Source organism: Flavobacterium sp. N2550 (assembly GCF_025947265.1).
Taxonomy (GTDB): Bacteria; Bacteroidota; Bacteroidia; order Flavobacteriales; family Flavobacteriaceae; genus Flavobacterium; species Flavobacterium endophyticum.
Window position 1 is genome coordinate 1,493,866 of sequence record NZ_CP110007.1, and the last position, 20,838, is coordinate 1,514,703.

The following is a 20,838-nucleotide window of genomic DNA, read 5'->3' on the forward strand; positions in this document are numbered from 1 at the left end:
AAATAAATAAATTTGTAATAATGAGTGAAGTCTTGTCAAAATATCTCCCTGAACACGCTGTCGAGCCGTGTTTCGAGTTAATTAAAGCCAATGAAGTCCATCTAAAAATTGTCAATGAACGTATGACACGCCATGGCGATTATAGGAAAGGAGCCAGCGGCAAACATGAAATCACTATAAATTCCAGCCTGAATAAATATAAATTTCTCATGACTTTGATTCATGAAATAGCACATCTGGTCGCTTTTAAGAAGTTTGGCAGGAATATCAAGCCCCACGGCAATGAATGGAAATATACCTTTCAGCAATTGATGGTTCCTTTTATACGCCCTGAAATTTTCCCAAGCCATATATTGCCACTGATGGCAAGGCATTTTAGGAATCCGGCAGCAAGCAGCGACACGGATGCGACCTTGTCTTTGGCCTTAAAACAATTTGACGAAGGAAACGATAAGAATTATATATTTGAGATACCTTATGGAAGTTTGTTTAGAATCCATAACGGAAAGATATTTAAAAAAGGTGCTCAAAGGATCAAACGGTTTGAATGCCTAGAAGTAAGTTCAGGAAGAATTTATTTATTTAATCCGAATGCAGAAGTAGAGCTTTTGCCCAGCTGATGTTAAATGTTAATTAAACCATTTTGATTTAAGTTTAGAATTAAGAATATTTACATAGATTGTAAAAATATAATCCAAATATGAATAAGAATTATTTTGCCATACTAATGGCTGGTGGTGTTGGCTCTCGATTTTGGCCAGTGAGCACTAGCGAATTTCCAAAGCAGTTTCACGATATGCTGGGGACAGGGGAAACTCTCATCCAAAAAACATTTAGCAGATTATCTAAGCTGATTCCGGCAGAAAATATTTTTATCCTGACAAACGAAAAATACAATGATTTGGTCTTGGCTCAACTTCCTGAAGCCAAACAAGAACAGGTTTTGTTGGAGCCAGCAATGAGAAATACGGCGCCTTGTATTTTATACGCTTCCTTAAAAATAAAAAAAATAAATCCGGATGCCGTAATGGTTGTAGCGCCAAGCGATCATTGGATTGAAGATCAAGGAGCATTCATAAACGATCTTCAGGTTGCTTTCGACTTTTGCGAAAAAGATAATGCCTTAATGACTCTAGGTATTCAGCCGACTTTTCCTAATACAGGTTTTGGCTATATTGAATATGATAAATTGGATGAAAATTCTATAAAAAAAGTAAGCCAATTCAGAGAAAAACCAGATTATGAAACCGCCAAAGAGTTTTTGAAAAGCGGAAATTTTCTGTGGAATGCAGGCATATTTATTTGGAGCGTAAAATCAATTATCCAAGCCTTTGAGGTTTTTCAGCCACAGCTGTATAGCTTGTTTATGAAAGGCTTTGAAAACTATAATTCTGATTTGGAAAAAGTCTTTATTGAAGAGAATTATGCCGATGCGGAAAATATTTCTATCGATTATGCGGTTATGGAAAAAGCATCAAATGTATTTGTGCTTCCGGCTACTTTTGATTGGAATGATCTGGGTACTTGGGGTTCTTTGTATGAGAAACTCCCTAAAGATAATCAGTTGAATGCTGTGGTTAATGCTACAGTTTTTTTAGAAAATGCCTCAAATAATATCATCCGAACTGATGCGAAGAAATTGATTGTTATTGACGGACTGAATGATTATATAATTGTCGATAGAGAAGACGTATTACTGATTTATCCAAAGGATAAAGAACAAGAGATAAAACGAATTACAGCAATTATAAATAAATAAAAAAAGCCTGCTTCTGCAGGCTTTTTTTATTTATTGTTGTTTTCTTCTTCATCAGCATCGGCCAAAAGGCTTTCCCTGACTTTTTTGAATAGGTCTGATGAGTAGACAAACTCAACGATAGATTTGTTCTTAGTCTCTAAAATTTCTTCGTTGTTTCCTTCCCATTCTTTCAGTCCGTTTTTTAAGAAGACGATTTTTTCGCCAATCTGCAAGACGGAGTTCATGTCGTGCGTATTTATGACCGTAGTCATATTGTATTCTTTCGTAATTTCTTGGATCAGGACATCAATAAGGATAGAGGTTTCTGGGTCTAATCCTGAGTTTGGCTCATCACAAAAAAGATATTTCGGATTGTTTACAATAGCTCTTGCAATAGCAACACGCTTTTGCATACCTCCAGAAATTTCAGAAGGAAATTTTTTATTGGCATCCACAAGATTAACTCTTTCTAGTACTTGATTGACGCGATCGCGGATTTCGCTCTTTTTCTTGTTGGAAAACATTTTTAGCGGGAAGCCCACATTTTCTTCCACTGTCATGGAATCAAAAAGAGCGCTTCCTTGAAAAACCATTCCGATTTCGGTTCTCAATTCTCGTTTTTCATCTGGAGTCAATTCAGAATAAATTTTTCCGTTGAAAGATATAGATCCTTCATCTGGAGTGTGAATTCCAAGCAATGTCTTAAGCAAAACGGTTTTTCCAGAGCCACTTCGCCCGATAATAAGATTGGTTTTTCCAGCCTCAAAGGTGGTAGAAATCCCTTTTAAGATTTGTGAATCACCAAACGATTTTTTTATATCTTTTACTTCGATCATGAGCTTAAAAGTAATTGTGTTAATATAAAGTTCATGAGAATAACCACGACACTCGTCCAAACAAATGAAACCGTACTCGCTTTACCTACTTCTAAAGCACCGCCTTTCATGTAATAGCCATGAAAAGAAGGAATGGTTGCCAAGATAAAGGCATATACCATTGTTTTTATAAATGCATACACAATGTGAAACGGAATAAAATCGGTTTGTAATCCGGTAATAAACTCATCGCTAGAGGTCAAGTCGCCATAAACAGAAGCCATATAACCGCCTAAAATTCCTAAAAACATACTTAATGCAATTACGAACGGGTAAAGCATCAAAGCAGCTATTTTTGGGAAAACTAAGTAGTTTAGCGAATTTACTCCCATAACTTCTAAAGCATCAATCTGCTCCGTAACCCTCATTGTTCCGATACTGGAAGTAATGAAAGACCCTACTTTTCCGGCCATGATGATCGAAATAAAAGTAGGCGCAAATTCTAATATTACAGATTGCCTTGTGGCAAAAGCGATCAAGGTTTTTGGAATCAGAGGATTGGTCAAGTTTAAGGCAGTTTGTATCGCAACAACACCGCCAATAAAGAAAGAGATAAAAGCAACGATTCCTAAAGATCCGATAATCAAATCGTCTATTTCTTTTAAGATGAGCTGCTTCATATAGGACCATTTTGTCGGTTTATTGAAGATTTCCTTCAACATGATAAAATAGCGGCCTATTTGGGTTAAGTATCGAATTATCATTATACGTTTCTAAATTATGGCTAAAATACGAAATTTGTTATGAGTTGCTGGTTATGGATTATGAGTTTTTTTGAGAAACTGCTAAATAGATAAAAGCGATTGGACTAAAGATAGTCATGAAAATGGTAACGTACCATTAAATTAACTTTTCCTTCATTTTTTTCAGGCGGTAGCTTCTGATAAACCGTGCTTGTTCTTCTGTTACCAAAAGAGGCTTTTTTGCTGTTTTTGCCTTTAGAAAACCTTTGATGTAGTCAAAAAACAAGAAAGGTTTTTTCTTAAGCATTGCTAATTTAGCCGAAGCAATAGCTGTAATAAGAAACCCATAGCCTAAACTATAGAATGCTTCTCCTTGTTTATAACGGGCAGTTTTGTTGTAGTTAGCTCCAGTCGGTTTGAGATGTTTTACTTTTAAGGAGGCGTCGGTTACTACTTTCCAGCCGTAGAATTTGCAAAGCAGTTCGTCTACAGTGTCCCAGCCCATAGCAGGCTTTAGAGTCCCGATTTGTAGAAAGCATTCTTTTCGATATGCTTTAAAAGCGCCACGTATATGATCCTTGTCGGTAAGGTTTTCAAGTATCCAATCACCGTTTTTTTCGATATACGCAAATCCTCCGGCCATGCCGATTTTTGAGTCCGATTTGAAAATAGTGATAATCGTTTCGAAATAATTTGCTGGCAGAATCAAGTCGGCATCCAGTTTTACGATTACATCATAATTTTCGTCCAACGTTTCATATCCTTTGTGAAAAGCCTGGATGACCTTGCTTCCAGGAAGATGGATGGCTTCAGAAGTTCTTTTTACCAGATGGATGAAAGGATATTTTGATGCAAATTCTTGAACAATTTCAGAAGTCTTATCCGTCGAATTGTCATCAACGACAACTACTTTTGCAGGCAGGAGCGTTTGATTTGCTAAAGACTGCAAAGTTAAAGCGATAAAAGCTTCTTCGTTATGCGCTGGAATGACGATATAATAGTTCATAATGAATTATGAATTATGAATTATGAATTTTCTCTGCGTAGACAATATAATACCTGTTTGTGAATCTTCGCAATAAGGGTCTGATTCCAAATTTCTTGACTGGATTTGTCCATTTTTGCCTATCGATTATTTTCCAGCCTGTTTTTTCCAACAGCCAGTCAAGCTGCCAATCCTCAAATTCGTGATAATGGCGGTCCCACATATCGGTTTTGCTGCGATAGGCCGGAGAAAACCAAAGACGCAACGGTATAGAAATAAATAGCTTGTCGGATTTTATATTTTGCAATACGGTATAAGGATTCAACAGATGCTCGAATATCTCAAATGCTGTTGTTACAGTATAGTGCTCTCCCTGAAGCGCAGCCTGGTCATTGTCCAGATCTTCACCTGTCGTGTTTAGGACTTTAAAACCTTCCTCTTTCATGATTTTTGAGAATGGATTTTCCACTCCTAAATCGAGGATTGTTTCTGAAGAAGTAATATGCTTGTTTAAAAAATCCAGCGTATGCTTGAATCTTTTGTTAGGAAACGTTTTTTCGTACATCGTGTTTCAAGTTTAAGGTTTCAAGTTTTCAAAGTATTGCAATGACAGCTTGAAACCTGAAACTGGAACTTTTTATAGTCTATAAGTAAATGCGTTGACATTCATTCCTGCGCCAACGGATGCAAAGATAATAACATCTCCCTTATGAAGTTTCTGATTTTCGATTTTTCCTTTCATTAAAAGGTCGTATAAGGTTGGGACTGTTGCAACGCTGCTATTGCCAAATTTATGGATGCTCATCGGCATAATGTCTTTGGGCGGCGTTTGCTGAAATAATTTATAAAATCGGTGAATTATTGCCTCGTCCATTTTTTCGTTGGCCTGATGTATAAGAATCTTTTTGACTTCAGAAATATCAATACCGCTTTTCCCAAGGCAGCTCTTCATGGCACAGGGAACTTGGCTCAATGCAAATTCATAGATTTTTCGGCCGAACATTTTGATATAACGTACGTCTGGATCCAAATCTTTATTATAGGATTCTCCAAAATACAAGTAGTTGGCTTCTTCATATGCAAATGTGGCGCTTTCATACGATAATATTCCTTCGCTATCTTCCGTGCCTTCTACAATGGTCGCTCCAGCACCATCGGCATAAATCATCGAATCGCGATCATGCGGATCGATAACTCTTGAAAGTGTTTCGGCTCCAATCACAAGGCAACGTTTGGCCATTCCTGATTTGATGTAAGCGTTGGCTTGGAGCGTACCTTCAATCCATCCTGGACATCCGAAAAGAATATCATAGGCCACGCATTTCGGATTTTTAATCTGAAGCCTATGTTTGACTCTTGAGGCCAAACTCGGAATCATGTCTGACTGAATTTTGCCGTGTTTTACATCTCCAAAATTATGCGCAAGTATGATATAGTCAATTGTTTCAGGGTCAATTTTTGCATCTTCTATGGCACGTTGTGATGCCAAAAAAGCGATGTCGGAAGCAAGCAATTCGTTGTCGACATAACGACGTTCTTCTATTCCGGTAATATCTTTAAATTTTCCAATAATGACTTCTGTAGAATGAGACAAAGGCGTTCCATCTTCACTTAGAAAAACATGCTTATCAAAATCTTGGTTTGTTATTTTGATTTCTGGAATGTAACTGCCAGAACCAATTATTTTTATATTCATCTTGAAAGTTTATAGATTATGCTAATGTATTAAAAATTAATGGGCCGACAACAAAAAATGCTATGCATGCATATAATTATGATATCGTCATTTTTTTGAAAGAATATTAATGATATGCTTTTATTTTATGCTGATTTGTGTAATTTAATCTGCATAACGGTCGAAATGGATAAAGCTTTGGTTTTAATCCGTTCCGAATTTTCTCCTGAAAAGTTTTCATCAACAGTCAAATTAAAGGTAGCAAGCCATGTTTTGAAGTGTTCAGGCGTTAAATTTGACTTTTTATTGAGGTCTAAGTGAAGTTGGAGTACGTTATTTTTATAATTGCCTTTGCCAAACAAGCTCAGGTTCCAGAAATCTGTAATAATAGGAAGATGTTCTTCAAGGTTTATTTTGGCGATGTCGGTAAATAAGTAGCTTATCGTGTCGTCTTTAAGTAGTTTGCTGTAGAATTTGGACATTAACATTACTAAATCCTCACGATTTTCAATATCTTTTATCATGTTTTTTCGGAAAAGTTTAAAATTAGGTTAATATCTTGAGGATTAAAAAATAAATTATGTTTTTTTTGTAAGTAAAAATGTTATATTTGGCGCCAAAATCAACAATTAACTTAGAAAAATGAAAAAAAGTATTTTATTACTGATGTTGTTAATGACCTCCTCATTAATTTTTGCACAAACTGACAAAATCTTCAAGCACAATGGGGAAACTGTTAATGGAAAAGTAATCCGTTTGGATGAATATGTTATCGTGTTTAAATATGATGGTGAAGATGCAGAAAATTCTATTGGTAAGTATGCCATTGAAAAAATCGTTTACGGAAAAAGCGGAAGAGTAGAAGAGGTTTCTGAAAAAATTATTGTGAACTCTGAAAAAGATTGGGAAAAAGTCGTAATCCTAGAAGAGAAATCGTATATCGCTGGATTGAAAAAAGGTGAAGAAGTTAGAGGAAAAACAGGTCTAATTAACTTCCAAACAGGAAATACAGGAGATAAAAAAGCAGAGAAAAAACTAAAAATGGAAGCGGCCAAACTTGGATGTCCTTTTATTTTATTAACTGCAGACAAGACTACTGTTGGAGCTAGCTCAAATTCATTAGGTGGCTCTCAAGCTATCAAAAAAGGAGTAGCTTACAAATACTAATATAAGTTTTCTTAATAAATCAAATGCCTCGAGAAATCGGGGCATTTTTTATGCTGTAATTTTTTATGTTCAGATATAAAAAAAACCGATAGCTTTTAAAACTATCGGTTTTTATCGATCTATTTTAAGGAATTAACTTTCCATATAAGCTTCTATCGGAGCACAAGAACAAACTAAGTTTCTGTCTCCATAAGCATCATCAACTCTACGAACTGATGGCCAGAATTTATTCTCAGCAATATATTCTAATGGGAAAGCTGCGTCTTCTCTTGTGTATGGGAAATCCCAAGTGTCCGCCGTTAGCATTGCCAATGTATGAGGAGAATTTTTCAAGACGTTATTTTTGTCGTCTGCAGAAGCGTTCTCGATTTCTTTTCTGATGGAAATCATCGCATCGCAGAAACGGTCTAATTCTTCTAAGTTTTCGCTTTCTGTTGGCTCGATCATCAAAGTTCCTGCTACTGGAAAAGAAACTGTCGGAGCATGGAAGCCATAATCCATCAAACGTTTTGCGATATCTGTTACTTCAATTCCTTTTTCTTTAAACGGACGGCATTCGATAATCATTTCGTGAGCCGCACGTCCCATTTCTCCAGAATATAAAGTCGCATAATGACCGTTTAATCTTTCTTTGATATAATTGGCATTCAAAATAGCATGATGTGTTGAACTTGTCAAGCCTTCAGCACCAAGCATTGTGATGTATCCGTAAGAAATCAAGCAAACCAAAGCAGAACCCCAAGGTGCTGCAGAAATTGCCGTGATTGCGTTGTCGCCTCCTGTTGCAATTACTGGATTTGTTGGCAAGAATTCTACCAAGTGTTTTGCAACACAGATCGGCCCAACTCCAGGTCCACCGCCGCCGTGAGGAATGGCAAACGTTTTATGTAGGTTCAAGTGGCAAACATCAGCACCAATAGTGGCTGGGTTTGTCAATCCAACTTGTGCATTCATGTTGGCACCGTCCATATAAACCTGACCTCCATTTTCGTGGATGATTTTTGTCACTTCAATAATAGAAGCTTCGTAAACCCCGTGAGTCGATGGATAGGTTACCATCAAACACGCCAAGTTATCTTTATATTGAATTGCTTTTGCTCTTAAATCTTCAACGTCAATGTTTCCGTTTTCAGATGTTTTTGTTACCACAACATGCATTCCTGCCATTGTTGCCGTTGCTGGGTTTGTTCCGTGAGCCGAAGCTGGAATCAAAGCGATATTTCTGTGTGATTCGCCTCTTGACTGGTGGTACGCACGAATAACCATCAAACCTGCATATTCGCCTTGAGCACCAGAATTAGGCTGTAAAGTTGTTCCGGCAAAACCAGTCACAACGTTTAACTGCTCTTCTAATTTTTTAAGCATGATTTGGTATCCTTCCGCTTGTTCTACTGGAGCAAATGGGTGAATGTTGTTCCAATTTGCCATGCTTAGCGGCAACATTTCTGCTGCAGCGTTCAATTTCATCGTACAAGATCCTAATGAAATCATCGAGTGGTTCAAAGCCAAATCCTTTCTTTCCAGCATTTTGATGTAACGCATCAAAGCTGTTTCCGAATGGTGTTTGTTGAAAACCTCGTGTGTCAAGAAAGTGCTTGTTCTGTTTAAGCTTTCTTGGTAGTTGATTTGTGTAGCCAATTCGGTTACTTTCACGGTTTCTTTTCCTGCAGCTTCAGCAAAAATAGCCACGATCGTGTTGATATCTGCCAAGCTGGTTGTTTCGTTAAATGAAATGGAAACCGTTTCGTTATCGATATAATAGAAATTGAATTCGTTTTTCTCGGCAATCGCTTTTACTTTTTGAGCATCTGCTTTCACGACAATCGTGTCGAAGAAAGAAGTGTTCGTTTGGGTAATTCCGATTTTATTCAAGGCTTCTGCTGTAGTTACTGCCGAAGCATGAACTTTGTCAGCGATATATTCCAATCCTTTCGGACCGTGGTATACTGCATACATTCCGGCCATAACAGCCAAAAGTACTTGAGCCGTACAAATATTTGAAGTTGCTTTTTCGCGTTTGATATGCTGTTCACGAGTCTGTAACGCCATACGAAGTGCACGGTTTCCGTTCGTGTCAACAGTCACGCCGATGATTCTTCCTGGCATGCTTCTTTTGTATTCTTCTTTTGTGGCGAAATAAGCTGCGTGTGGACCGCCATAACCCATCGGAATTCCGAAACGTTGCGTTGTTCCAACAACTACATCAGCTCCTAATTCACCAGGAGAAGTTAATTTTACCAAGCTTAAGATATCAGCAGCAACGGCTACTTTTATTTCGTTTGATTTTGCTTGAGAAATAAATCCAGCGTAATCATAGACTTGTCCAAATTTACCTGGGTATTGAAGAATAGCTCCAAAGAAATCATTTCCGAAAGTAAATTCTTCATGGTTTCCGATAACTAATTCTACGCCAATTGGAGTCGAACGAGTTTGTAGGACTGATAAAGTCTGAGGCAATATTTCTTCAGAAACGAAGAATTTGTTTGCATTGTTTTTCTTTTGGTCGCGCGTTCTTACGTCGAAAAGCAATGCCATGGCTTCTGCAGCGGCAGTTCCTTCGTCAAGTAAAGAAGCGTTGGCAATTTCCATGCCTGTCAATTCGATAACAGTCGTTTGGTAATTCAACAAAGCTTCCAAACGGCCTTGTGCGATTTCAGCTTGGTACGGCGTATATGCCGTGTACCATCCTGGATTTTCAAAAACATTTCTTTGGATAGCCGCAGGAACGATAGCTGGATGATAACCCAAACCAATATATGATTTGAATACTTTATTTTTATTTCCTAATTTCTGAATGTGATTCAAATATTCATATTCAGTCATTGCTGGTTCTAAATTCAATGGCGCTTTTAGACGGATGTCATCCGGAAGCGTTTCATAAATCAACTGGTCAATTGATTCAACACCAATAGTTTTCAGCATGTGCTGCAAATCGTTTTCTCTCGGACCGATATGTCTTAAAGCAAAAGCATCTGTTTTCATATAATATTGTAGTGGGTTGTTTTTTGTGGCACAAAAGTACTTATTAATCTCAAAAATAAATCCTTTTTTAACATGGTTTTTTTAGGAAATTTTCAACGAAAATACCGTGTTGTTAACAGTTTCGTTATTTTTGCAGTATGCAGGCTATCAGACGACTATTTGATTTTTATATAAACGGAAGCATCCATGTAGCTATTGCAGTTCTGTCCCTGGTTCTGATGACCAATCACATGTTTCAAAATAGCTTTGATTTACCGATGGCCGGCTTTGCGTTTTTTGGGACAATTTTCGGATATAATTTTATCAAATACGAAGATTTTTTTCGGAATAAAAAGCCATTGCGGTTTGAATTAAAAGCGATTGCAATAGTGAGCATTATTTCGCTTTTGGCATCTATTTTTTTCTTTTTTTGTTTGGGCAGTGTTACTCAGATAACTGCCATAATCTTCTTTGGACTGACATTTTTGTATACGGTTCCCGTTTTTTCAAAGAAAAAAAATATACGGAATTGGAGCGGTGTCAAGATTTATATCGTAGCTATTTGCTGGTCTGGCGTTACCACTTTGCTGCCTTTGATGAACGCAGGAACCGAAGTCTTTTCAGATGTAATTCTCAAATGCTGCCAGCGATTTTTATTAGTCATCAGCCTAATTCTGATATTTGAAATCATCGACTTGAAAACAGATGATCCTGCTCTGAAAACCGTACCTCAAAGAATAGGAGTGGCAAAAACCAAAATCTTAGGAATACTTATACTTATTCCGCTTTATTTCTTGGAGTTTTTGAAAAGCACAATCGATATTAACCAGCTTTTTGTCAATGCTATTTTGGTTATTACGACTGCTCTTTTTATGTTGTTTGCTAATGAGAATCGTTCGAAATATTATACTTCTTTTTGGGTGGAAAGTATTCCGATTTTTTGGTTAGGGATGATTTATTTGGTTTGATTTACTATGATATTTTTTAATATGTATTTCGTTAAAGGAAATTGTCTCGTATTTAGTCATAAATTATAATATCCGATCAAATTATAAATGAACAGCCAACTATTTACAACTGCAAATAACACGAAAAGTATGTTCATGCAGTAGCTTCCAATTTTGAAAATCAATTTCTGAGGAATTTGATACATGGGATAATAGGCGATTTGAGTTGCTACTTTTCCAACCCAATATAAAGCAATCAATCCCGTTAAAGCAACAGCCAGTGCAGTTTGTTCTTGCAATTCATTTGTAAAAACAATTGCATTTAATCCAAAGCTAAAGTTCAGCCCTTGTATATATCTTCCATAAGTTTTTGCGATTTCTTGATTCAATGGTTTTAGTTTTTTGACGTCATTGTACCAATCAAAAACTTGGTGTCTTATGTAAGGATAAATAAATGCGGTAAAAATCTGGCCGACACCACTAAGGATTATCAGCCAGTTTGGAATTTGAATGTTCATAATTTATGCTTTAAAAACAATTCTTTCTGTAGTTTGTGCTTCTTTGGCTTTTCTTTTTCCTCTGAAGAAAAAATACAGGTTGAAAAATAACATTATGCCAAGGTAAATAGAAAATCCTCCAATTTTATAACTTAATGCTTCAATCAGCCCTTGATAATTGTCTTTGTATAAATCTATTTTTAAAATCATTAAGGCAAAACCAATATTTAAGAGATAAAACCCAGTTTCAAAAAGGCGGTTAGTTGCATCTGCAATCTCTTCTCTTCCTTTGAAAATGTCAAGCATAAAAATCTTTCCGTTTTTGAATAAAGTTTTAGAAACAAAGTATGTAAGAAACAAGGCAATTGGTAAATAAATAGTGTAGCCGATTAAAATTTTTGTAGTTTCCATGATGTTTGATTTTAGATGTTATTTGATTAATTTTTGAATGTAATTTGTTAATAGAAATATATTTAAATAGTGCAGAAAGGCTAAAATTCCAATGATGATTGCAGTTTTGGATGAAATAATCTCTGCCAATTGTGTTGTGTTAGAAATTGTAGACCAGCTTACCAGAGTCATGGCACAATAGCCGATATTAACGAGGTAATAACCAATTAAAAGTATTTTGTTGATTTGTTGGCATAATTCTTCATGATCGGGAATTAGATTTAAAACAAAAATATTTCCGTTCCGATAGCATATTTTTCCAACTACAATAATGATATAAATCGTTATGATTAGAAAAATAATATAACCTAAGATATTGAGGTTCATAATTTTTATTTTAAATTTTAAACTTTCAGAAAAAAATGAAACTTTTAATGAAATTTTTTTACTTCATGATTTTCATAACCAAACGGCCAATCCAATTGTCTTTAAATTCGGTTACTTTGTCAATCATATTGTCGGCTTTTAAAACAAAATCGTATAGTTTGGAGGTCTGATCTACAAAATGCTTTGTTTCTTTGGTTTCGTTTCCTTTGATAGAAGATACGTCTTTTAAGACTCTTAAGGCTGGCTTGATTTCTCTTTTGCTTCTTTCTTGTGCAATTTTTACGGCCAATTCGTCCAAGTCTTTTTCGGCTGTAAAAAACTCTTTGCGCTCGCCCGATTTGTATTCTTTGTACACAATGCCCCAATCCATCAAGGCACGGAGGTTCATGCTGGCATTTCCTCTAGAAATCAATAATTCTTCCATGATGTCTTCCATAGAAAGCGGTTCTGGAGAAACCATCAGCAGTGCATGAATTTGGGCCATCGTTTTATTAATGCCCCATTGAGAGCCTAATGCTCCCCACGTCTGAATGAATTTATTTTTTGCTTCCTTGAATTCCATAGTCCAAAGGTAAGAATATATTTTTAAACTTTCAAAAATAATTGAAAGATATTTTATTTTCTATCATTTTCAAATTAAAAAGGCTGCCAGCAGCTACTGGCAACCTTTTATTTTGTGTCAAAAAGTTATCAATGTACTTCTCGATTCAGATAGACCCATCCGGTTTTTTCTTTTCCGCTTCGGAAAGAGATATAGTAGTAATAGGTTGCTGTTGGCAACAATTTCCCATCAGAACATTGACCATGCCATTGGTTTACGTAGTTGTTCATCTCATAGACTTCCATTCCGTAACGGTTAAAGATTTTTACCCTCAAGATGTCGAGTCCGGCCAAATTCCATGTGTCGTTATCATTATCGCCATTAGGAGAAACTCCTTTCGGAATCTTGCAATAGCTTTTTTCAACAGGAATGGATATGGTTTCAGAACATCCTTCCTCATTTGTGACTACCACGGTATAAGTTCCTGACTCTAATCCGGTAATGTCTGTAGATTGCGTCGTGGCATAAAAATTATTTGGGCCAGTCCATACATAGCTAGCAGTTGACTCGTTAAAAGAATTATCGATTGCATAGGCAGAAAGCATATAGTGGTCGTCTTCACATTTTGCCTCGGCTCCTACGGAGAAAGTATCTGTGTTTTCCTCAACTTCAATTGCTTTCGAAAATGTACAGCCGTCTACATCAACAAGTACGTTATATAATCCGGGTTCGTTTACTTCAACTTCTGCAAAATTTCCTCCGATGACTTCTCCGGCTTCATTGCTCCAGAGGTAAGAAGCTTGTAATTCGTTAAAATTATCAGGAACAACTTTTAGCGAAATTTCTTGTCCGGAACAGATTCTGTTGTTTTCGTTAGCGAAATGGAATTCCGGCAATGGCGTTACAACCAATTCAAATGTTACGGGCTGCGACGGACAATTCACTAGATTGGCCGTGACAGAATAAGTTCCCGACATGGCTACGGTCGCGTTAGGAAATATTGGAGCGATGCCCGTTGCCGTAAATCCGTTAGGTCCCGACCAAACATAATGGTAAAGAATATTCGGATTCTGGATTCTCAGACTTATGGGAGCCCCGACACAAACTGGTCCTATACTATTGATAATAGGGGTAGGCAAGATATTGAGGAAATGAATCGCTATTATAGCTTCATCCTCTACGCCGCAGAAACCATTTACAACATAGCTAAAATAATAAGTAGAACCCTGTTGGGCGCCTTCTGTACTCCATACGTTGGCAGAAAGAGTTCCGACTGGAGTGATTTGTTCCCAAGTACCGTTTCGGTCTGCATTGCCTAATAGATAATCAAATAAGTTGATAGAAGGGGGAATGTCGCATATATTAACCGTATTGTCTTCTCCTGCATTTGGCTGCGTTCCTGCATTGATTTCGTAGCTCAAAGTCTGGTTCAAGCATGAATCAGGTTCTGCAGGATAGGTGACAGCTACATGATAAATACCAGAATTAGTGCTGACATTTAAAGGATTAAAGTTGAGGCTGGCATTTGTGCTCAACGTAATGTTTTCAGCGCCTTGCTTATACCATCTGTATTGCAGGTAAGGGAAATTCGGAACAGAAAGACTGCTGTTCTGTCCATCGCATAATGTGGCTGCTATAGAAAAGACAAATGGCGTTGTCACGTCATGAGTATAAGTGCTTGTGTTTTGGCATTCGTCAACTATTTGAAAGACGTATACTGCAGACTCTAAATCTGTAAATAAAGGACTGTTGCCATTTGAAAAATCAAAAGGGACGTCATTTTTTTTAATGATGCTAAAAGCATAATTTCCTTCACCTTCTACATTTAATAATACATCAGAAAGCGTGCCTGAACATGAAAAATTTAAGGCTCCCTTTATTTCAGGAAGGCTTCCTGTCTCAAATTCTTTGATTACAAATAAGCAATTGCTGCTAACGCCCACACTACCATAAATAGATGATGCAGTTAGAACTCTGAAGCGCCCTCCGATAGCTAAATTCAGATTCCAAGCATTGTTGGCAATAGTAATTGAGTTATTACCATTTGGAGTAGTGTTTTCTGGATAAGCTACATTAGTGTTTGGATGTCCCCACTGGCCGGTTACCGGATTGAATTTCTGCAACCAATACCCAAGATTTGGAAAAGAGCCATTGTTGTTAGTATGGTTGATCTTGAAATTAAACGAAGAACATCCTTCAACAATTTCAAAAGTTGTATTTCCAATGTATTCCTTAATCTGTAGCGTCAGTATATACTCGGAATTACAGGAATCTTTGATCTTGATGCGATAAGTCCCGACAGGAAGCGAGCTCATCATAAAATAGGCTCCCCGGATATTGCTAGAGACATTCATAGGACCGCTATAAGTACTTGGTACTGTTATGAACTCTGCGTCTAACAACTGCACATCCTGCGCGCCTCCAATATAGACTGAACCGAAACCAGGAGCACATCCTCCTAGATAATTAACTCTCGGAACATTGGAACTGGCGGGAGGTACCGTTATGGGTTTTGTATAAGAATTTCCACAATCATCATAAAGAATGATAGTATATTGGCCAGGGACCAGTATGCCCGAGATAAAAATAGTTCCATCTGGCTGAATATAAGCATTGACGTTATAAGGCGTAGGAAAAGCAAAATCTGAAGGAGCAATTTGTATAGTGGCAGAAACAATATCGGAGCCCAAAATTTCTCCGCTAATAGTTCCTGAAGCACCGCAAGAGCCCGTTGCTGTCACTTCGGCTGTGGTTTCATGGACAATATTTACCTCAGCGGTATCTGTTCTTCCGCAGGCATCCGTTACCCTAACCAGATAACTGCCTTCGGGAAGTATATTTGTAGTATTTCCATACGTCGGATCGCTAAAAAAAGTAGGATGCGATGGGTTATAGAGATTCGGATTAAAACCAGCTGGAGCAGAAAGAAATTGCACCGTAATCGGGTAGACGAAATTTGATGCTTTGACAGAAAATGTTTTTATGCCACAGTTGTTGATTTGCGTTTGTATGGATGCTTCATACATTTCAGTGACTTGATTACTTTCTTTTTGGAATTGATTGCCGCAGGCATCTGTAATCAATAAATTATAGCTGTAAGGTTGATCGTAATAAGGCAAGTCGGCCTCAAAAACATAAGTATTTGGGTTAGATGTAAGGTCGAATGAAGTAAAATCTTCAATTCTGTTGATAGTAAAAGTTCTTATGATCGGTGCGCCGCCGCCCGGCGGATAAATAGTATATACAATGGTAAGTGGATAATTGATGATATAGTCTGGATCGACGCTTAATACATGTCTCACTCCAACCGAGCTGCATGCAGACAATTCTGAATCTGGAACTAAATGTTCCGAAATAGCAAGCGGATTTGATATACTTTCAGGCGTCACTAAAGTATACGATCTTGTTACCGCATTGCCACAAGAATCATATACTTTGATCAGGTAATTTCCGGCTACGAGATTGGTAAAAACATTAGATGGCTGTCGCGGCTTTATAACAGGTCCTGCTATAATTTCATATCCTGTGGGATTTCCTGAAGTAACAATAACATTGATGTTCCTATTAAGGCTGCAGGGAATATCACTGTATGTCATGTTGAATTGTAATGCAGTGACCGTGCTGTTGATGACGGCATCCTGCTGCTTGCTATTGCTTTCGGTTCCCAAGGTTTGGGTAGCAATGACCCTATACGTACCTCCAACAAGACCCGACAAGGTATTTGTGCTCACTGTTGCATACGGAGAGGTTGTATTCGGCAACTTGTAAATAGTATAGATAATGTTAGCATTGGGATGAGTCCCGCTTACTGTAAAGGAAAGCATTCCGTTTCTATTACAAGTCTCATCAGTTGATGTGACAGTAAGAGTGAAATCTGGTAGCTGCCCGTAGGAGCTGATTACATTCAAGGAAAAAATTAACGCAAAGATAAAGTTCTGGTAAAGTTTTTTCATAAAAAGAAGTTAAGAAAGGTATCAAATATATGAAAAACTGTAAGAAAAATTATGGATTTCCATAATTCCAAAAGTTAAAGTATAGAATAAAAAAAGGGATTGCCTTATTTTACTGGCAATCCCAAATATTTTAAAATCAAATAATTAAAAACTAAAGCAGTCCTGCTCTTTTGAGCAGTGCGTCAGGTTTTGGCTCATTGCCTCTAAATCTCTTGTATAAAATCATTGGATGCTCCGTTCCGCCTTTAGAAAGGACATTTTCTTTGAACTTAGTAGCCACTTCTGGACTAAATATTCCCTGTTCTTTAAAATACTCAAAAGCATCCGCATCCAATACCTCAGCCCATTTGTAACTGTAATATCCAGAGGAATAGCCGCCTTGGAAAATATGTGAAAAAGCAGTACTCATAGCATTTTCTTTTACATCCGGATACAGCTTCGTCGAGGCAAACTGCTCATTTTCGAATTCCTTTACATCTTTGATAAACGTAGGGTCCTGGCCATGCCATCCCATGTCAAGCAAGCCGAAGCTCAGCTGTCTCATAGTGGCTATGCCTTCTTGGAAACTAGCGCTTTCTTTTATTTTCTGGATGTATTCCGTAGGAATAACTTCTCCGGTTTGATAATGGCGCGCGAACAAAGCTAGCGCTTCCGGCTCATAACACCAGTTTTCGAAAATCTGGCTTGGCAGCTCCACAAAGTCCCAATACACGCTGGTACCCGATAAGCTCGGATAAACTGTATCTGCAAGCATCCCATGCAAAGCATGTCCAAACTCATGGAATAAGGTAGTCACTTCATTAAAAGTCAGCAAAGAAGGTTTGGTTTCTGTAGGCTTTGTAAAATTGCATACGATAGAAACATGCGGTCTTTCGTTGACACCGCCTAAAACATATTGCGATTTGAAAGACGTCATCCATGCACCATTTCTTTTCCCTTTTCTCGGAAAGAAATCCGCATAAAAAATAGAAACGAGATTGCCAGCAACGTCTTTTACTTCATACGTTCTTACATCAGGATGGTATTTCTCGATATCATTTATTTCTACAAACGTCAGCCCATATAATCGTTCAGCCACAGTAAAAGCACCCTCCAATACATTTTCTAGTTTGAAATAAGGCTTTAGCTTTTCATCGTCCAGATTGAACAACTGCTGTTTCAGCTTTTCAGAATAGTAGGCGCCGTCCCATTTTTCCAACTGCTCAATGCCGTCTAGTTCCTTAGCAAAATTTGTCAGCTGTTTGAATTCTTTTTCGGCCGCAGGTCGTGCTTTTGCGAGCAAGTCATTAAGGAAGGTAGTTACTTTTTCAGGACTTTCTGCCATTCTTTCTTCGAGCACGAAATGCGCATGCGAAGCATAACCTAAAAGCTTGGCTCTTTCATAGCGAAGCTTGGCAATCTGCAAAACAATTTCCTGATTGTCATATTCATTTTTCTGGAAGCCTTTAGAACCGAAGGCAACTGCCATCTTCTTGCGCAGTTCCCTGTTATCTGCATACGTTACAAAGGGCACGTAACTCGGATAATCCAGCGTAAAAACCCAGCCTTCTTTTTCTTGGCTTTGGGCCAGTTCTCTTGCGGCTTCTATCGTTCCTTCTGGTAATCCGGAAAGGTCTTTTTCATCGGTTATATGAAGCTGGAAGGCATGTGTTTCCGACAGTACATTTTCTCCGAACTCCAAGCTCAATCGCGAAAGTTCCTTATCGATTTCACGCAATTCGCTTTTTTTGTCTTCAGATAGATTGGCCCCGTTTCGCGAAAAGCTTTTGTACTGCTTGTCGAGCAAGGTATCCTGTTCTGCCGTGAGAGAGAGGTTATTTTTATTGTCATATACGGCCTTGACCTTTTTGAATAAGTCGGCATTAAGTCGGATGTCATTCCCAAATTCAGATAATAGGGGAGAAACTTCCTGTGCTATCTTTTGAAGCTCGTCGTTGGTTTCGGCCGAATGCAGGTTAAAGAAAATATTCGATATCCTGTCTAACGTAGCACCGCTAAAAGCCATGGCTTCTATAGTGTTTTCAAAAGTAGGCTCTTCTGGATTATTGACAATCTCGTCTATTTCTTTTTTGGCATCTGCAATAGCCTCTTGGAAGGCAGGAAGAAAATCATCATTCTTGATTTGGGAGAAAGGCGCTGTATCGTGTTTTGTCGTAAATTTTTTTGTAAGGACTGACATATAAGGTCTTTTTAATATTTTGAGAATAGAGAATATGTTTTTTTAGGCACGAAAATTATCTCTCGGCATGCTGTTTTCAAAAGTATAAAATTGATCGATAAATACCTATGCCGTTATGAAAACGTTACCGTTTAAAACAAAAAATCAGGCCCTTGCTTTATAGCTGGACCTGATTTTTTAATAGTGTCGTCTTACTGTTTCAGCCCTTCCGAAGCCTTGATGACTCCTTCTCTTAGGTTTTCTTTGTAAGCGATGATCTTGTCAAGTACAGATTTGTCGGAACTCCCGATAATCTGCGCGGCCAATATGCCTGCGTTTTTAGCGCCATTCAAGGCTACTGTTGCGACAGGAACGCCTCCTGGCATCTGAAGGATAGAAAGAATGCTGTCCCAGCCGTCGATAGAATTGCTTGATTTTACAGGAACTCCAATTACAGGAAGCGGCGACATTGATGCTACCATTCCCGGTAAATGTGCTGCTCCGCCGGCTCCAGCAATGATGACAGCAATGCCTCTATTATGGGCATTTTTGCTGAAGTCAAACAATTTCTCTGGCGTGCGGTGTGCCGAAACGATATCGACTTCCGTCTCGATTCCGAATTCTTTTAGTATGTCGATGGCTTCTTGCATGACTGGCATGTCTGAAACACTTCCCATTACGATTGCGATTTTCATTGTATACGATTTAATGGTTTAGATTCTTTATGAGTTGCTGATCACGCGTATCAGCTTTTTTACTTCCTCTGCAGTCTTTCTTGCTTCGGCTATATTTTCATTTACGATGGTCACATGGCCCATTTTTCTGAACGGTCTTGTTTCGCGTTTTCCATAAATATGCGGCGTCACGCCATCGATGGCTAATATCTTTTCAATGTTTTGGTATACGACTTGTCCGGAATGGCCTTCTTCGCCTACAAGGTTCACCATGATTCCTGCAACCTTGCTGTCGGTGTTGCCCAAAGGCAAATCTAAGATGGCCCTTAAGTGGTTTTCAAATTGCGACGTATAGCTGGCCTCAATGCTGTAGTGGCCTGAATTGTGCGGCCTCGGTGCTACTTCATTAATCAATATGGTATCGTCTTCTGTCTGGAACATTTCAACTGCAAGTAAGCCTACATGTCCAAAGGCTTCAGAAACCTGCAAGGCAATGGCTCTTGCTTTTGCAGCTACCTTTTCGTCAATGCGCGCCGGACAGATAACATATTCTACTTGATTGGCTTCTGGATGAAATTCCATCTCTACCACAGGATACGTCTTGATGTCGCCTTTTGGATTGCGGACTACGATTACAGCCAATTCATTCTTAAACGGCACCATGTCTTCGGCAATGCATTCCACGTCGGGAAGATTTGCCAAGTCCGTTATAGCCCTTGCGACTTTCACTCCGTTGCCATCATAACCGAATTCGGCACTTTTCCATACAAAGGGAAAGGAAACAGTAGTATTCTCTATAGCCGCTTTTAATGCTCCTAAAGTGTTGAATCTTTTGAATGAGGAAGTAGGCAGGCTGTTTGCTGTATAAAAATCTTTCTGCCTTCCTTTGTTCTGGATCTTGCGTAATGTTTTTGGAGAAGGATAGACTTTTAGCCCTTCGGATTCTAATTTCTCCAAAGCCTCCAGATTTACGAGCTCGATTTCAAAAGTCAAGACATCTACCTTTTTTCCGAATTCATAAACAGTATCAAAATCCATAAGGTCGCCCTGAAAGAATTTATTGCATCCCATTCGGCTGGGAGCCTCTGCACTTGGGTCTAAGACATACGTCTGTATATCAAATTTTCGGGTGTCGGCCAGCAGCATCTTGCCCAGCTGTCCGCCTCCTAGTATTCCGAGCTTGAAATCGGATGAGAAGTAATTCATT

The 20,838-nt window shown here is 38.1% G+C and carries 18 protein-coding genes; 4 read left to right on the plus strand and 14 right to left on the minus strand.

Features of this window, described 5'->3' with window-relative positions; genetic code table 11:
* Window positions 1–20: 20 nt before the first annotated feature.
* Together OLM56_RS06460 and OLM56_RS06465 are read left to right on the plus strand one after the other, a co-directional pair.
* Window positions 21–620 (plus strand): SprT-like domain-containing protein, encoded by a 600-nt coding sequence (locus tag OLM56_RS06460; protein WP_121376897.1) that lies wholly within the window; start codon window positions 21–23, stop codon window positions 618–620.
* Between the two features lie 80 nt (window positions 621–700).
* Window positions 701–1,759 (plus strand): mannose-1-phosphate guanylyltransferase, encoded by a 1,059-nt coding sequence (locus tag OLM56_RS06465; RefSeq protein WP_264528728.1) that lies wholly within the window; start codon window positions 701–703, stop codon window positions 1,757–1,759.
* Window positions 1,760–1,785: 26 nt separating this feature from the next.
* Here the strand turns inward: OLM56_RS06465 and OLM56_RS06470 are convergent, their stop codons facing one another.
* The 6 genes from OLM56_RS06470 to OLM56_RS06495 all read right to left on the minus strand — a co-directional run bounded on the left by OLM56_RS06470 (window position 1,786) and on the right by OLM56_RS06495 (window position 6,480).
* Complete coding sequence (locus OLM56_RS06470; RefSeq protein ID WP_121376895.1) at window positions 1,786–2,574, minus strand: ABC transporter ATP-binding protein; 789 nt, start codon at window positions 2,572–2,574, stop codon at window positions 1,786–1,788.
* Window positions 2,571–3,320, minus strand: a complete 750-nt coding sequence (locus tag OLM56_RS06475) for an MlaE family ABC transporter permease (RefSeq protein WP_121376894.1) — start codon at window positions 3,318–3,320, stop codon at window positions 2,571–2,573. The genes OLM56_RS06470 and OLM56_RS06475 overlap by 4 nt, the downstream gene beginning before the upstream one ends.
* 133 nt (window positions 3,321–3,453) lie before the next feature.
* Complete coding sequence (locus OLM56_RS06480) at window positions 3,454–4,302, minus strand: glycosyltransferase family 2 protein (RefSeq protein WP_264528729.1); 849 nt, start codon at window positions 4,300–4,302, stop codon at window positions 3,454–3,456.
* A gap of 13 nt (window positions 4,303–4,315) precedes the next feature.
* Entirely contained in the window at window positions 4,316–4,846 is a 531-nt protein-coding gene (locus OLM56_RS06485; RefSeq protein ID WP_264528730.1) for a methyltransferase, read from the minus strand.
* A 72-nt stretch (window positions 4,847–4,918) separates the two neighbouring features.
* Window positions 4,919–5,977, minus strand: coding sequence for a 3-oxoacyl-ACP synthase III family protein (locus OLM56_RS06490; RefSeq protein WP_264528731.1), 1,059 nt, complete (start codon window positions 5,975–5,977; stop codon window positions 4,919–4,921).
* Between the two features lie 125 nt (window positions 5,978–6,102).
* Complete coding sequence (locus OLM56_RS06495) at window positions 6,103–6,480, minus strand: group III truncated hemoglobin (protein ID WP_264528732.1); 378 nt, start codon at window positions 6,478–6,480, stop codon at window positions 6,103–6,105.
* Window positions 6,481–6,598: 118 nt separating this feature from the next.
* On the opposite strand from OLM56_RS06495, the gene OLM56_RS06500 reads away from it, so the two are divergent.
* Entirely contained in the window at window positions 6,599–7,123 is a 525-nt protein-coding gene (locus OLM56_RS06500) for a hypothetical protein (protein WP_121376950.1), read from the plus strand.
* Between the two features lie 132 nt (window positions 7,124–7,255).
* On the opposite strand, the gene gcvP is transcribed toward OLM56_RS06500, so the two are convergent.
* Window positions 7,256–10,105, minus strand: coding sequence for an aminomethyl-transferring glycine dehydrogenase (gene gcvP / locus OLM56_RS06505; protein WP_264528733.1), 2,850 nt, complete (start codon window positions 10,103–10,105; stop codon window positions 7,256–7,258).
* Between the two features lie 137 nt (window positions 10,106–10,242).
* Between gcvP and OLM56_RS06510 the strand changes: the two genes are divergently transcribed.
* Window positions 10,243–11,052 carry a hypothetical protein gene (locus OLM56_RS06510; protein ID WP_264528734.1) on the plus strand — a complete coding sequence of 270 codons (810 nt, stop codon included), beginning with the start codon at window positions 10,243–10,245 and terminating at the stop codon, window positions 11,050–11,052.
* Between the two features lie 56 nt (window positions 11,053–11,108).
* On the opposite strand, the gene OLM56_RS06515 is transcribed toward OLM56_RS06510, so the two are convergent.
* From OLM56_RS06515 to OLM56_RS06545, 7 genes are all read right to left on the minus strand, one after another.
* On the minus strand, window positions 11,109–11,549 hold the full coding sequence (locus OLM56_RS06515; protein ID WP_264528735.1) for a hypothetical protein: 441 nt from the start codon (window positions 11,547–11,549) through the stop codon (window positions 11,109–11,111).
* A 3-nt stretch (window positions 11,550–11,552) separates the two neighbouring features.
* Window positions 11,553–11,939, minus strand: a complete 387-nt coding sequence (locus OLM56_RS06520; protein WP_264528736.1) for a hypothetical protein — start codon at window positions 11,937–11,939, stop codon at window positions 11,553–11,555.
* Window positions 11,940–12,363: 424 nt separating this feature from the next.
* Entirely contained in the window at window positions 12,364–12,867 is a 504-nt protein-coding gene (locus OLM56_RS06525; protein WP_121376886.1) for a GbsR/MarR family transcriptional regulator, read from the minus strand.
* Window positions 12,868–12,995: 128 nt separating this feature from the next.
* A complete protein-coding gene (locus OLM56_RS06530; RefSeq protein ID WP_264528737.1) occupies window positions 12,996–16,799 on the minus strand; it encodes a gliding motility-associated C-terminal domain-containing protein in 3,804 nt (1,267 codons plus the stop codon).
* 151 nt (window positions 16,800–16,950) lie between these two features.
* Window positions 16,951–18,978 (minus strand): M3 family metallopeptidase, encoded by a 2,028-nt coding sequence (locus OLM56_RS06535; protein WP_264528738.1) that lies wholly within the window; start codon window positions 18,976–18,978, stop codon window positions 16,951–16,953.
* Window positions 18,979–19,169: 191 nt separating this feature from the next.
* On the minus strand, window positions 19,170–19,652 hold the full coding sequence (gene purE, locus OLM56_RS06540) for a 5-(carboxyamino)imidazole ribonucleotide mutase (RefSeq protein ID WP_264528739.1): 483 nt from the start codon (window positions 19,650–19,652) through the stop codon (window positions 19,170–19,172).
* 27 nt (window positions 19,653–19,679) lie between these two features.
* Window positions 19,680–20,837: a 5-(carboxyamino)imidazole ribonucleotide synthase gene (locus OLM56_RS06545; protein ID WP_264528740.1), complete on the minus strand. Its 1,158-nt coding sequence runs from the start codon at window positions 20,835–20,837 to the stop codon at window positions 19,680–19,682.
* Window position 20,838: the final 1 nt, after the last annotated feature.